Origin of the sequence: Paenibacillus mesophilus (assembly GCF_005938385.1) — a bacterium.
GTDB lineage: Bacteria > Bacillota > Bacilli > Paenibacillales > NBRC-103111 > Paenibacillus_AB > Paenibacillus_AB mesophilus.
Genome location: NZ_VCRA01000033.1, coordinates 17,254 through 31,179 on the forward strand (window position 1 = coordinate 17,254; position 13,926 = coordinate 31,179).

Here is a 13,926-nt window from a genome sequence, read left to right on the forward strand (position 1 = left end):
GGGACATCGACGGGTACGAAGACGGATTCCGTCCCGTCTGGAAATTCATCCTCCGGCAAAACGGTTAGCACTGGCTCGGGCTCCGGCTCGGGCAGTGCCGATACGACGGGAATTGCCGTGGAAACGGATAAGCAAAATGAAAATGAAAGCGCATCCGCCGCCCCGGAAACCCGAAAAACTACCGTCGGTTCAAGCGGTACATCGAGCTCAACGGTTACGGGGGCTGCAATCGAGACTCCTCGATCCGAATAATACATAGGTTACAACAGAACCTCCGTCTATGCTGCCAAGCCTGGGCGGAGGTTTCTGTTTCCCGTGCAGGATGAAATATTGCTTAACAACGTGTACAATTATGGACGGAACGAACGTTACGTATCCAATTCACGATGCGAACACTCACATGGCGTGATGTCTCTGCCATATAGTTTAGGAGATGATTTGGAGTGAATAACAGCGATAACCGGGAACGATCGAAGCAATTGTACGAAGACGCGCTTCGTCACATTGTGGGAGGGGTAAACAGTCCTTCCCGCTCGTTTAAAGCGGTAGGCGGCGGTGCGCCGGTATTTATGGAACGCGGACAAGGCGCTTATTTCTGGGATGCCGACGGCAACCGTTATATCGATTATTTGGCCGCTTACGGGCCGATTATACTCGGACATGCCCACCCTCATGTGACGGAAGCGATCTGCAAAGCTGCTGCTGACGGCACCCTGTACGGAACCCCGACGGAGCACGAAATCACGTTTGCGCGGATGTTGAAGGAAGCGGTCCCGTCAATGGACAAAGTCCGTTTCGTCAACTCCGGTACGGAGGCGGTCATGTCGACGATCCGCGTAGCAAGGGCGTACACCGGCCGCAATAAAATTATCAAATTCGCCGGTTGCTACCACGGGCACTCGGACCTTGTTCTCGTTGCGGCGGGTTCCGGGCCATCTACACTTGGCATTCCCGACAGCGCGGGCATACCGGTAAGCATCGCTCAAGAGGTTATCACCGTTCCGTATAACGACTTGACCGCGCTCGCAGCTGCGCTGGAACGTTGGGGGAGCGAAACGGCCGCCGTCATGGTAGAGCCGATCGTCGGCAACTTCGGCATGGTCATGCCCGAGCCCGGCTTCCTTGAAGGGCTGTGCCGCATGGCCCGCGATCATGGCGCGCTTGTCATTTACGACGAAGTCATTTGCGCCTTCCGGTTCCATTATGGAGCCGCTCAAACATACGCGGACGCAGGATTTCCGAATTCCGGCGCAATCGAACCGGATTTGACCGCCTTGGGCAAAATTATCGGCGGCGGACTGCCGATCGGCGCGTACGGCGGCCGGCGCGACATTATGGAGCGGGTCGCTCCGCTCGGTCCGGCGTATCAGGCCGGAACGATGGCGGGCAACCCCGCCTCCATCCGCGCCGGCATCGCCTGCCTCGAGACGCTGCGCCAGCCCGGCGTCTATGCGAAGCTGGACGCCTTGGCGGCGCGGCTTGCGGAGGGTCTTGCCGCCAGCGCCGGGAAGCATGGCGTGCCGCTAACGATCAACCGGATCGGCGGCGCTTTCTCCACCCACTTCTGCGATCACCCGATCCGGAACTATGAAGACGCCCAAAAGGCCGATGGCGAGCTTTTCGCCCGATTTTTCCGCCATATGCTGGATCGCGGCATCTGCCTGGCCCCCTCGAAATATGAGGCGTGGTTTATGACGATCGCTCATACGCAGGAGGACATCGACGAAACGATCGAAGCGGCGGACCAAGCATTTGCCGCCATGTAAATTTTAAAAGACATTCATCCGGAAGAGCCCAAATGGAAAATATGCTGTTAATTTGGGACATAGAGCAACATTCTGAGTGTTATACTGGAAAACCTGCAGTTAAATTCGCGCCAAACGGGTGAGTAGGGCGATCGGGTTTAAATGAACTGCAGGTTTTCCATTTAACATGAGCCTGAATGAGTAAAAGTCCAAAATGAAATGGACTTTTTCCATTTGCGTGCAAAATATTTCACTATGCTAAGCATGAGTGTAACGGTGCATTGCCATCTTCACGAGAGTTACTACCATACACGAACATTCGAACCTATTATTCTCGCATTCGTTCGTGTATTTTTTTGCCAACGCGCCTCGATAAACGATAAATTTTCCTTATCGTTGTAAGAGGATATACTTTTCAGAAAAATATAGGCACCAGGTTGAATGATCGTGAAATACGTGCTAATATGTTATGTATACTTTACAGAGACCAATTGTTCCTCCGGACTCTTATCCTTTGACCGTGTCGTCCAGTCCCCTGCTTCGACCCGAGCGTACGCTTGACCAACTATTTTTGGATGAGCCGATTCGCTTGTTGCTCCCGAGTGTCGAACCCGGAACGATGCGCGTTGCTGTCGTTTTACCGGCTTTGATGGAAGACGTCTTGTACGTTTTTCATAAATTCGATTAACCTTATGAAAATTGTACCTTGTAAACTATGTTTTTAAACTAGAAGCTATAAACTAAAAAAACAAAAACCCTAAACCTTAACCTAAACCCTTAAACCTAAAACCCTTAAACCTAAAACCCTTAAACCTAAAACCCTTAAACCTAAAACCCTTAAACCTAAACCCTTAAACCTAAACCCTTAAACCTAAACCCTTAAACCTAAAACCCTTAAACCTAAAACCCTTAAACCTAAAACCCTTAAACCTAAAACCCTTAAACCTAAAACCCTTAAACCTAACCCTTAAACCCAAAACCCAAAATCCCTTATCCCCTATCCCTTTTTGTGTTGGACTTTTTACCGTTGCGCCGAAAAACGAGGACATTCCGAATAGACCGACCATGCCAAGCAGAACCTGCTTTATTTCGTCGTCCCAGCGAAACGTTTTTCAATCCGAATCAGGAGGTGCAGTAGGCCGGGGATGCTTGTAGGGAACAACCGGCTGAATCCATATATGAACCAAAACATGATCAATGAAGGTCGATTTCAAGACTTGTTAAAGACCGAGCACGACAGCTGCGGCATTATTTGCATTATCGAAAAAGACGGGCACCCGTCCCGCGACAACATCCAAAAAACGATCGAAGCGCTCGTAAAGATGGAGCACCGCTCCGGATTCATCGACGGCGAAGGCGACGGTTGCGGCATTCTGACCGACATCCCGCGCGCACTGTGGGCCAAACGTCTGACGGAAGCCGGTTTGTCAGGCGAGCTCGCCCACGACTCCCGCTTCTCGATCGCGCATATTTTTATCCCGCGCAAGCTGGACCAAACCGTGGCCGAAATTCAGACGATTATCCGCTCGATGTTCGCCGACCGCGGCATCCGCATCCTGATCGAGCAAGAAGCGCAAACCGACAGCAGCGTGCTTGGCAACAGCGGCCGTCTCGATGAGCCCTGCTTCTGGCAGGTAGCCGCTCTGTGCGAGCAGCCGAACGTCGTAGTCGCGGATCACCTGTTTGAGCTGCATGTCGCGATCGAAGACAAGTTCAACGTCCACGTCGCGTCGCTCAGCAACGTAACGGCTTCTTACAAAGTGTTGGGCGCCGCCAGCATTTTGCCGAAATATTTCAAAGATACCCAAGACCCGCTGTTTGCGGCACAAGTAACGATCGGCCATAACCGGTATTCGACGAACACGCTCTCGAACTTCTTCCGCGTTCAGCCGTTCTCTCTGCTCGGCCATAACGGAGAGATCAACACGGTCAAGAAAATGCGCTACGAGGCCGATATGGTCGGCGTGCCGCTCGTCGACGGCGGCAGCGATTCGCAGGACATGAACCGCGTGATCGAGACATTCATCCACCGGTCCGGCATGAGCCTGTTCGAGGCGATGGAGCTTGTTTTCCCGCCGATTTATAACGAAATCAAGCAGTTCCGTCCGGAGCTGCAGGACTTGTATATGTATTATCGCCAAATTTGGGGCCACTATGCTCAAGGTCCCGCAGGTATCGTATCGCGTTACGGCAACGAGTGCCTGTTCAGCGTGGACGCTCTTGGTCTGCGTCCCGTATGGATGGTGGAAACCGAGCAATCGCTCTATTTCTCCTCCGAGCAAGGGGTCGTCACCGTCGATCAAATGGTCGCCGAGCCGAAACCGATCGCTCCGGGCGAGAAAATCGGCGTAGAGCTCACGGCCGGCCAACCGGTGCGCGTCGTTCCTTATGTCGAGCTGCAAACGGAGGTGCTGGAGCGCACGAAGCAACGGTTTAACCTGGACGGCATGCGCAAGCATTTGTCGTTCGGCAAAACCGACGCCCAAGCGGAGCCGTTCGCCAAAGTAGCGGCTACGGACAAAGTGTACAGCGCGTTCGGCTGGGACCGCGACGGCATTCAAATGATCGAATCGATGGCGCAAACCGGAGCCGAGCCGATCCGTTCGCTCGGTCACGATTCTCCGCATGCGGCGATCCATTGGGAACGTCAGAATATTCCGGACTTCATCAAGGAGAGCGTAGCCGTCGTTACGAACCCCGCGATCGACCGCGACCGCGAGCAGGAGCATTTCTCCACCCGCGTCGTAATCGGACAGCGTCCGTCGGTTTATGCGCAGCCGGGAAGCGAGACCCGTTTCGAAATTATGGCTCCTATGGTGCTGGAAGGCGACAACGGTATCGGTTCCTCCGAAGAAATCGGCCATATGTCTCTGGAGCAAATAATCGCGGAATGCCGCAAGCAAGGCGATAAAGCGGTAGTAACGCTGCCGATTACGTTCAAGCGCGGCACAACGCTAAAGTCGGCGCTCGACCAGCTCGCTCTGGATGCGGTCGCGGCCGTAGAGAAGGGCGCCGTGCTGCTGCTGCTCGACGATGCGAACGCCCACCAGGACGACAATCTGTGGATGGACCCGCATCTGGCTATTTCCAAAATCGACGTCGCCCTGCGTGCCGTCAAGCTCGGCTTCGGCGACAACCTGCGCCGGCACGCTTCGATCGCCGTCCGTTCGGCATCGATCCGCAACCTGCATGACATCGCGCTCGCCTGCGGCTTGGGTGCGGAAATCGTCTCGCCGTACATGTTGTTCGAGACGGCTGCCGCCAAGGACGGCGCCGCCGCCGCACGCAAAGTGCTGCTCACGCTGCAAAAAGGGCTCGAGAAAGTTATCTCGACGATCGGTACGCACGAGCTGCGCGGCTACACCCGGTTCTTCTCGGCGATCGGCCTGAAGCCGGAGCTCGCGGAAGTGCTCGATATCGTCAGCTATCTGGGCAGCGACAATGCCGGCACCGGTTATGCCGAGCTGGAGAAGGACGCCGAAGCCCGGTATGCGGACTTCCAAAATCCGAAGGCGAAGGCGGCCAAAAACTTCCGCTTCTTCCAACGGATGTGGAAAGCGCTCGGCGACGCCGCTTCCGGCGAAGCGCCATACAGCGAGTACAGCGACAAGCTGCAGGAAGAAGAGAAGAAAAATCCGATTTCGATCCGTCACGTCGCGGAGTTCGACTTCGAGAAGTCGGGCCGCAAGCCCGTCGATCCGTCCGAGGTCGATATCGCCGTAGGCAACCACAGCTTGCCGATGCTCATCTCCTCCATGTCGTTCGGCTCGCAGAACGAAACCGCGTTCCGCGCCTATGCCGAAGCCGGTGAGCGGATGAACATGGTCACGATGAACGGCGAAGGCGGCGAAATTAAAGATATGCTCGGCCGGTACAAAAGAACGCGCGGAGCGCAAGTCGCTTCCGGACGATTCGGCGTCAACGTCGAGCTGGCCAACGCCGTGGCGTTCCTCGAGATCAAGATCGGCCAAGGCGCCAAGCCGGGTGAAGGCGGTCATCTGCCGGGCTCGAAAGTAACGGCAAAAATCGCCGCGGCGCGTAACGCCACGATCGGCTCCGACCTGATCTCGCCGTCGAATAACCATGACATTTACTCGATCGAGGATTTGGCCCAGCTCATCTCCGAATTGAAGGAAGCGAGCGGACGCAAGGCGCAAATTATCGTGAAGGTTCCAATTGTTCCGGGCATCGGCACGATTGCCGTCGGCGTAGCCAAAGCGGGCGCGGACGTTATTACATTGTCCGGCTTCGACGGCGGTACGGGCGCGGCACGCGTGCACTCGCTCACCCATGTCGGCTTGCCGACCGAGATCGGCACGAAGCTCGCCCACGTCGCCCTGATCGAAGCGGGTCTCCGCCACAAGGTGGAGCTGTGGTCCGACGGCGGCATGAAATCGGGCGCTGATGTCGTGAAAATGGTGTTGCTCGGCGCAAACCGCGTAGGGTTCGGCAGTCTCGCGATGCAAGCGATCGGCTGTACGACATGCCGCGGCTGTCACCTGGATACGTGCCACGTCGGGATCGCCACGCAGATCGACTCGATGGAGGAAGCCGAAGAGAAAGGATTGCGCCGTTTCGTACCGCGCCAATTCGATCTGGCGGTTGATTCCCTCATTCGCTTGTTCGGCGGCATGGGCGATGAAATCCGCGATATCGTGGCGAAGCTCGGCTTCAAGAGCTTGCAGGATCTCGTGGGCCGTTCCGATTTGCTGAAGCAAACGACACAGCTTGATCGCATCGATCTGTCCGACCTGCTTCGTCCGGCACCGTTGTCGTTCTTGCAGGCTGCCTCAGCGGAAGCGGCGGCGGCTATCTCGTCCGACATTCGCATCGCGGCCGGCGCGGAAGGCCAAGAGTTTTACCCGGATTCGCTGTCCTACAATAAGACGGTCGAGCGGAACTGGTCGAAGATCGACGCCGAATCGCGCATTATCGGCACCCGCTTCGCAAGCCATCGCGTACGCGACCGTTTCGACGGAAGCTACGACAAACTTCCGGAAGCGTCCCTCGTGCTCGCGGACGGTTCGGTTCCAGGCAACGGTCTCGCCGCCTTCAATGCTCGCGGCGTGAACATCACCGTGCATGGCGGCGCCGAGGACGGCGTAGGCAAAATGTCGCTCGGCGGCAAAGTAGCGATCCTGAAATCGCCCGGCAAAAATAAATCGTATATCGACGGCTCCGTCGGCAAATCGTTCTGCTATGGCGCGCAAAAAGGAACATTCATCGTGCAAGGCGTCGCCGATTCCCGCGCCTGCATCCGGCTGTCGGGCGCCGACGTCATCTTCGGCGGCGAAATCACGCAGCCGCTGCAAGACGAGCTCGGCTCGATCGCAAGCCGCGCCAACCTGAAAGGCTTCGCCTTCGAATATATGACGAACGGCCGCGCCGTCGTCATGGGCGATCCGGGTCCGTGGATTTGCGCCGGGATGACCGGAGGCGTCATTTACCAGCGCCTCGTGCCGGAGATGGGCCTCGACGCCAAGGCGATCGAGCGCCGCGTCGCCAAAGGCGCGAAAGTAAGCATTCAGCCGCTCGGAGCGCAAAGCCGCAAAGACTTGACCGAACTGCTCGGCGTATACCTCGGAGAGCTGCAAGCTTCCGGTCAAACCGAAGCGGCGGCCAAAGTACAAGCGCTGCTCGGCGATCTGGACGCGAATTTCGTCCGCATCTCCCCTGTCGGCATGCAAGCCGACCAATCGGTAGCAACGGAATAATCTTTTCATAATCTGCATCAAATGGCATCACAACAAGAGCCCCGGTACGACGAAGCATCGTCATATCGGGGCTCTTTGCCGTCCGCCTACCCTTTCAGCTTGAACTTCAAACTCCCGAAGCTTGCCGCCGCCATGCGCAACCCATTATCGCCTACCGTATCTTCGCACGAAATACTGTCCGATTTCTCGACAATTTCGATTGGTTTACCGTGCCATTCCGGATCGAGCCGCAAATAGGCGGTTGAAGCCGGCTGCAAAAAATCGACGCAATAGTATTTCACGCCGTTTACTTTGATCGTATAAGCTTTCTCCGCTCCATCGCAAACCATCGGCACGTCAAGCGTGTACCCGCCGCTATAGTGGACGAATTCGCCTTTCCTAACCGTCACCGGCCCGTCGATCAGATGGGAGTATATTTTATTGAATGCTGCAATAAAATGAATCGGCCCCGTCCCTTTATGCGACAAATCGCCCAGTCCGCTTGTCCGGTCCATGTATACCGCAACGACGTTGCCGGAATCGGCATAGACAATTCGGTCCCCCCGATAAGGCAGCGGCCGCGAGCTGTGCATAACCCCATCCGGGGTGTACTTCTCCTCGCTATCGCTGAAATACACTTGCCCCGCAAATAGGTTCGTGGTCATCTGCAAGCCGATGTAGCCGTTAATCGTCAAGTCCTCCAACGCGGTCAGTTGAACGGAAACCTCGATATGGTTCGGGGTAACCGTATAAGTGACGACTTCCTCCAGCGAATCGGCTTTTTCACCCGTATGTATATTGATTTTGTTGGAGGCGGATATATAGTTTGTGACGACAAGCTTCACTTCATCGCAATGGACGATATCCTGATCGTGCATCATCGCCCCGTCCGCATACATGGCCGCCGAAATGCCTCTCGCTGTCGCGACCCCTTCCCCGCGGACCGTGCCATGATTGCCTCCGACCGTTCCAACAAAAGAGGACGTGCCGCCCTGCAAAGCGGTAATTCCTCGGTACGGGGATACCCAGTCCGTTCTGATTTCATGCCATAATACCGGTGCCGAGAAATCGGAAGTGAGACGATCGGCCGATTCTTTGTATAGTTTTTTCGGATGAATGATTCGGTTGATGCCGAGCTCGTTAAATTCCAGCACCATATTGCTGCCGGTACCGTAGCGAAACTTTACTTTGCAGCTTGTTCCATTTTTTGCCGCGTACATCGACTTCTGCACATCTTGCGCCATCAACAGTCCCTCCGCCTTTTTAGTATCGTTCTCTACTAAGACAGTACCACATTTGCCTCTGGAAATGTTTGACTGAAAACTGTCCATTATGCGGAACGATTGATATAATTAGCAGCAAGTACTTGGATGCGGGAGGATTAGATAACCGATGAACGAAACTGAAGTTTGGCTCGAACAGGCGATCCGGATGGCCAGAGAGAATGCGGCGAACGGCGACGGGCCTTTCGCAGCAATTGTCGTGCGGAATGGAGAAATTGTGGGGACCGGTGTCAATCGCGTCGGCTCCGAGCATGACCCTACCGCGCACGCGGAGCTGCTCGCGATCCGTGAGGCGTGCACCCGGCTAGGGCGGACCGATCTATCCGATTGTACGCTGTATGCAAGCGGGGAGCCGTGCCCGATGTGCATGGGGGCTATTTATTGGGCCAAGCCCGGCGCCGTATATTATGCATGCAGCAAGGCGGAAGCCGCTGACGCCGCGGGCTTCCCCGATCCGCTCGGTTCCTTCTATGCCGAGATGAGCGGACCCGCGGAGAAACGGACGATTGCCGTGCGTCGGCATGATGCTCAAGGCAAGCTGGAGCCGTTCTTCGTCTGGGCTTCACGGTAGCTTTGGTCTGTGCAAATTACGGAACCCCCAGAGCCTCGGCGTATGGCCGCAGGATTGTGGGGGTTCGTTTTCGTGTTACCGGGTGGTTTTCCCCATCGGGCCAGGGATATTGCCGCCTTCGACCGTAGGCGGATTGCCGCCGTTCGCGTCGCCGGGGCGAATATTTTGCTGCATGTCGACTTCGTCCTTGGGGGAAGTGCCGCCCTGCGGAAGATTCGTGTTGACCCTGTTCTCCAAATAGCGTTCGTCCTTCATTCCCCGGCGATCGTGGCTCGGATTCCGCTCTTCCTTCATCCGGTAGTTGGCTTGCCCGCACCCGGCGACCGTCATGACGAGGAGTGCCGCAGCGACGGTCAAGCAAATTTTGTTCGACATGGCTCACCTTTCCTGCTGCCAATTTGTGTAGCGCTGATGAAACCCTTTTTAGGATACCCCTATAACGAGCGCTTTAACGAAATCTTTGTGAGGTTTACCCGCCATTCGTGGTACAATAGGTTGTACCCGCAATCGATATTCACCATGAGGAGGCGAATTCGCCATGATCAAGCAAACGATTCTTTTCGACCTGGACGATACGCTCATCCATTGCAATAAATATTTCGATGAGGTACTCGACCAATTCGCCGACCTGATGACAACGTGGTTTGGCGGCTACAGACTGACCGCCGACGAAGTGAAGCGCAAGCAGTACGAGTTCGACGCGGTCGGCGTCCATAAGCTTGGCTTCGCGGCAAAGCATTTCCCTCAGTCTTTGGTGGAAACGTACGAGCATTATTCCGCCATGACCGGAAGAGATACAAGCAAAGAGGAACGGAAGCAATTGACCGATCTCGGCAAGAGCGTATACGAATTCCCCAACATCGAGCCTTATCCGAACATGACGGAAACGCTTGGAAGCTTGCGGGATCAAGGCCACGAGCTGTTTCTGTATACGGGCGGCGAGCGGAAAATCCAGATCGGCAAAGTGAAGCGGATGGGACTGGACGATTACTTCGGCGATCGCCTGTTTATCTCTTCCCACAAGACAACGGATGTCCTGGAATCGATTTTGACGAAGCAGAAGTTCAACCGCGACAAAACGTGGATGATCGGCAACTCGATCCGTACCGACGTCGTGCCCGCCCTGGAGACGGGGATTAACGCCATTCACATTCCGGCCATTACCGAGTGGCAGTACAACGTGGTCGATATCGAAGTAAAGCCGAAGAGAGCTTTCTTGCAGTTGAAGAAGCTGCTGGACGTACCTCCGGCGATCAGCCGGTTCAGTCTGGCTTGAATAAGGATCAAAGCCGTCGGGTATCCGGCGGCTTTTTCGTCGTTTTGGCGTCCCTTGGAAAAAAGAGCGGATTGCAACTGCTATGTTGGAGGCCACTATTTGAATCGCAGATGTCCCATCTACCGGCTCATATCGGCTGCATGGAGGTTTTCCACTGTTATCGGACCATTATCCACAAGAATGTCCACTTATCCACAAGCGTATCCACATCTTGCCCACAACTTGTCCACAATCGGGGGGAAACATCAGACTCACATCCCGCTGGCGAGGCGATCATCCTCTCAACTGCAGCCGCTCCTGAGCGAAACGGACCCATTCCCGCAGCGCGTACGACATATAAGCGTCCTTGCGCCAAATCATCGCCAGATGCCACGGAATTCCGGGAGGCTCTAGCGGGACGACGGCGATTCGCCGCGAATCGAGATTGCGGCATACTGTCTCCGGCAGCATGGCGATGCCGAGATCGGCCGCAACCATTTCGCTTATAAAGTCCCACTGGGAGCTCTCGAATACGACGTTCGGCTGGAAGCCCACACGGATGCAGGCTGCCGGAATGCGGTCGTGCAAGGCGAAATCGTCCCGGAACAAGATGAACGGCTCCTCCTTCAGCTCCCCGAGCGGCACGCTGCCCCGTTCAGCCAGACGATGCCCGGGATGTACGACAAGCAGCAACTGCTCCCGTACGATCTCGAAGGAGTGGAACAGCTCGTCGTTCGTAGGCATAACGACGACGCCGATGTCCAGACTGCCGCTTTCTACGCCTTTCTCGATGATCTTCGCCCCGTCCTCGATCAGCTCGATGCGAATATTCGGATAGTGCCGGCGGAATTCGCCGATCACTTTCGGGAAGAAGCTCGCCCCGGCCATCGGAGGAAGCCCTGCGCGGATTTTTCCTTTCTTCAGCTGGACGATATCGGCCAGATCGGACGACAAGCTGTCGAACGAATTCACGATCAGCTGCGCCTGGTTCATAATCGCGAGCCCGGCATCCGTCGGCTCCACGTGCTTTCCCGACCGGTTCAGCAAGACGACGCCCAGCTCGTCTTCGATGCTCTTCACCATTTTGCTGATCGTCGGCTGGGTAATATGAAGCGACTCCGCGGCCTTCGTGAAGCTGCGGCACCGTACGACTTCCATAAAATATTTCAAATGCCGGATGTCCATCCGAGCCACCCGCTTTCCATAGACAAATGGAATCGATCCGATTCCATATATGTATTTTACCTATGATCAGCGCGGCTGTATACTGGCTGTGAAAGGTTGGCGAATCGAGATGAAAACATCCTTTGCAATCGTCCGGCAAATCGCATGGCTGGCCGGCTTCTCCTATATAGGCGGCTTGATTTCGAGCGCGCTCGGACTTCCCGTATCGGGAAGCATCGTCGGCTTGCTCATCGCCTTCGCTTTGCTCCGGCTCGGCATCATCCGGATCGAATGGCTGGAGGCCGGGGCGAACTGGCTGCTCTCCAAAATGCTGTTGTTCTTCATACCGGCCGCAGTAGGCATAGCGGGTCATCAAGAATTGTTCGGATTATCCGGGCTCTGCTTCCTGCTCGCTATAGCAGTCGGCACATCCGCGGTCATGGGCTGCTCCGGCATGCTGGCCGAAGCGATTACGCGCAGAAAAGGGGCGGCGAAATGATGGAAGGAATAGAAGGCTTACTGTGGGCGTTCCTGACGGTGATTTGTTACTTCGCGGCGCAAATCGTGCATAACCGGTCGCGGAGATGGTTTCTGTCTCCGATCGTTATCGTCCCTCTGACGCTGATCGCGGGCCTGCTCCTTACGCATACGTCGGTCGCGGCATACAATCGTGGCGGAGACTTGTTGTCCGATCTGCTTCAGCCTGCAACCGTCGCGTTCGCGGTCCCTCTGTACAAGCATTACGCATTGCTCAAGAAGCATGCCGCAGCCATTGTGGCCGGTGTCCTGCTCGGCTCCTCCGTCGCCGTCGTCTCGACCGTGCTCATGCTCGCGATCCTGCATGCGAGCCCGCAAATGATCGTAAGCATGATTCCGCGTTCGATAACGACGCCGATCGCCATGTCGGTTTCGCAATCGCTTGGCGGCGTTCCGTCGGTTACGGCCGCTTTCGTCATCGTCACCGGAATCGGCGGATCGCTGATCGCTCCGCACTTGATCCGGCTGCTGCGCATTCGCGGCCCCGTGGCGAAAGGCGTACTCCTCGGCATGGGAGCCCACGGGGCCGGAACGTCGCTCGCTTACGAATGGGGCGGCGTCGAAGGGGCGATCGCGAGCATCTCGATGATCGTCGCCGCCGTCGTCACGCTGGCCGTCATTCCGCTGTGGCGTCTTGTCATGTGAGCCGTCGGCTATGACCGGATCCCGCCGTTAAACGCATTGAATAAGACTGCGTTCTCATCGGCGATTACCGTTGCCCGGCACGTTTCCAAAATATCCCTGTGCGTCTGCACGCTGGGCTTGTTTTCGATGCGGCGGATGAAATCTTCCGTGATGTTCGCTTCCGGCTTGCTCAGCTCCATCTTCGCGAACGGCTCGCCGTTCGTTATCTGGAAATACATCTCCTCGCCTACGGCAACGGACGGGTCGCCGCTCAACCGCAGCTCGGCGCAGCCTTCCGTACCGCTCACGAAAATGCGGCAATCGCCCCACGTCCAGCTTTTGACCGGCGTATGCCAGTCCGTGTACAATTGCGCCATCGTCCCGCCGCTCATCATCACTTGAGCGGTCGCCGTGTCGTAGAACGTCGGATGCTCGGGCAGTATATGTTTCGCCAGCTGAGAGCGGATCGAGGCGAGTTCCTGCCCGGTCAGATGGCGCAGCAAATCGAAATCGTGGATGAACAAATCGTTAATCAGCCCGCCGCTCTCCTCCCTGGAGAAATGCGAGGCGTGACGGGAAGCCGGAGACAGCCTGTGCGGCTTCCGCATCGTAATGCTGACGATCCGCCCCAGCTTGCCGGAATCAATCGCCTGCTTCAAGGTGTAGACGGACGCGCGAAACCGCTCGGTCAGCATGACGCCTACTTGAATGCGCCCTCTCCCGATTACGGCCTCCAGCCTTTCCAGCGACGCGCGGTCCGTAATGACCGGCTTGTCGGCCATAACATGCTTGCCGTGACGGTCGCACCATTCGATCACGTCGATTTTGCGGTTGTTGACCGCCGAGCACCCTATAATCCGCACCGACTCGTCTTCGAATACGGACGGATCGTCGACGATCGGGATGCCGTGGCGCTCCGATATGCTGCGGGCCAAGCCGGGCGAATCCTGCTCGTAAATCCCTGCGCAGGTCCCTCCCAGCGCGAGCATCTGATCGATGAACGCGGTAATGTGCGCATGCTGGCAGCCGTGAATGGCGAACCGGTAAGACATGA

Annotated in this window: 10 protein-coding genes; 6 read left to right on the forward strand and 4 right to left on the reverse strand. The window is 56.2% G+C overall.

The genetic code is table 11. The annotated features are described in order from the left end of the window. Positions 1-443 precede the first annotated feature (443 nt). Positions 444-1,766 carry a glutamate-1-semialdehyde 2,1-aminomutase gene (locus FE783_RS32180; RefSeq protein WP_138883507.1) on the forward strand — a complete coding sequence of 441 codons (1,323 nt, stop codon included), beginning with the start codon at positions 444-446 and terminating at the stop codon, positions 1,764-1,766. A 1,124-nt stretch (positions 1,767-2,890) separates the two neighbouring features. After that, positions 2,891-7,459: a glutamate synthase-related protein gene (locus FE783_RS32185; RefSeq protein WP_420799787.1), complete on the forward strand. Its 4,569-nt coding sequence runs from the start codon at positions 2,891-2,893 to the stop codon at positions 7,457-7,459. A gap of 86 nt (positions 7,460-7,545) precedes the next feature. Here FE783_RS32185 and FE783_RS32190 read toward each other — a convergent pair whose 3' ends face one another. Then, a complete protein-coding gene (locus FE783_RS32190) occupies positions 7,546-8,682 on the reverse strand; it encodes a hypothetical protein (protein ID WP_138883508.1) in 1,137 nt (378 codons plus the stop codon). A 148-nt stretch (positions 8,683-8,830) separates the two neighbouring features. On the opposite strand from FE783_RS32190, the gene FE783_RS32195 reads away from it, so the two are divergent. After that, a complete protein-coding gene (locus FE783_RS32195) occupies positions 8,831-9,292 on the forward strand; it encodes a nucleoside deaminase (protein WP_138883509.1) in 462 nt (153 codons plus the stop codon). 75 nt (positions 9,293-9,367) lie between these two features. Here the strand turns inward: FE783_RS32195 and FE783_RS32200 are convergent, their stop codons facing one another. Beyond that, positions 9,368-9,667 (reverse strand): hypothetical protein, encoded by a 300-nt coding sequence (locus FE783_RS32200; RefSeq protein ID WP_138883510.1) that lies wholly within the window; start codon positions 9,665-9,667, stop codon positions 9,368-9,370. A 163-nt stretch (positions 9,668-9,830) separates the two neighbouring features. Here FE783_RS32200 and FE783_RS32205 point away from each other — a divergent pair, with 163 nt between their 5' ends. Then, positions 9,831-10,568, forward strand: a complete 738-nt coding sequence (locus FE783_RS32205; RefSeq protein ID WP_338015925.1) for an HAD family hydrolase — start codon at positions 9,831-9,833, stop codon at positions 10,566-10,568. Between the two features lie 273 nt (positions 10,569-10,841). Here FE783_RS32205 and cidR read toward each other — a convergent pair whose 3' ends face one another. Then, positions 10,842-11,732 carry a cidABC operon transcriptional activator CidR gene (gene cidR, locus FE783_RS32210; RefSeq protein ID WP_138883511.1) on the reverse strand — a complete coding sequence of 297 codons (891 nt, stop codon included), beginning with the start codon at positions 11,730-11,732 and terminating at the stop codon, positions 10,842-10,844. A gap of 109 nt (positions 11,733-11,841) precedes the next feature. On the opposite strand from cidR, the gene FE783_RS32215 reads away from it, so the two are divergent. After that, positions 11,842-12,210 carry a CidA/LrgA family protein gene (locus FE783_RS32215; protein ID WP_158302159.1) on the forward strand — a complete coding sequence of 123 codons (369 nt, stop codon included), beginning with the start codon at positions 11,842-11,844 and terminating at the stop codon, positions 12,208-12,210. After that, positions 12,207-12,893: an LrgB family protein gene (locus FE783_RS32220; protein ID WP_338015926.1), complete on the forward strand. Its 687-nt coding sequence runs from the start codon at positions 12,207-12,209 to the stop codon at positions 12,891-12,893. Before FE783_RS32215 ends, FE783_RS32220 begins: the two co-directional genes overlap by 4 nt. A gap of 8 nt (positions 12,894-12,901) precedes the next feature. Here FE783_RS32220 and FE783_RS32225 read toward each other — a convergent pair whose 3' ends face one another. Next, entirely contained in the window at positions 12,902-13,924 is a 1,023-nt protein-coding gene (locus FE783_RS32225; RefSeq protein WP_138883513.1) for a Gfo/Idh/MocA family protein, read from the reverse strand. Between the last annotated feature and the right edge of the window lie 2 nt (positions 13,925-13,926).

What these genes read in the sequence shown, in the direction of transcription:
- FE783_RS32220 (WP_338015926.1), top strand. Translation starts at nt 12,207, where the DNA reads ATGATGGAAGGAATAGAAGGCTTACTGTGGGCGTTCCTGACGGTGATT.
- FE783_RS32205 (WP_338015925.1), top strand. Translation starts at nt 9,831, where the DNA reads ATGATCAAGCAAACGATTCTTTTCGACCTGGACGATACGCTCATCCAT.
- FE783_RS32185 (WP_420799787.1), top strand. Translation starts at nt 2,891, where the DNA reads ATGCTTGTAGGGAACAACCGGCTGAATCCATATATGAACCAAAACATG.
- FE783_RS32195 (WP_138883509.1), top strand. Translation starts at nt 8,831, where the DNA reads ATGAACGAAACTGAAGTTTGGCTCGAACAGGCGATCCGGATGGCCAGA.
- FE783_RS32215 (WP_158302159.1), top strand. Translation starts at nt 11,842, where the DNA reads ATGAAAACATCCTTTGCAATCGTCCGGCAAATCGCATGGCTGGCCGGC.
- cidR (WP_138883511.1), bottom strand. Translation starts at nt 11,732, where the DNA reads ATGGACATCCGGCATTTGAAATATTTTATGGAAGTCGTACGGTGCCGC.
- FE783_RS32225 (WP_138883513.1), bottom strand. Translation starts at nt 13,924, where the DNA reads ATGTCTTACCGGTTCGCCATTCACGGCTGCCAGCATGCGCACATTACC.
- FE783_RS32190 (WP_138883508.1), bottom strand. Translation starts at nt 8,682, where the DNA reads ATGGCGCAAGATGTGCAGAAGTCGATGTACGCGGCAAAAAATGGAACA.
- FE783_RS32200 (WP_138883510.1), bottom strand. Translation starts at nt 9,667, where the DNA reads ATGTCGAACAAAATTTGCTTGACCGTCGCTGCGGCACTCCTCGTCATG.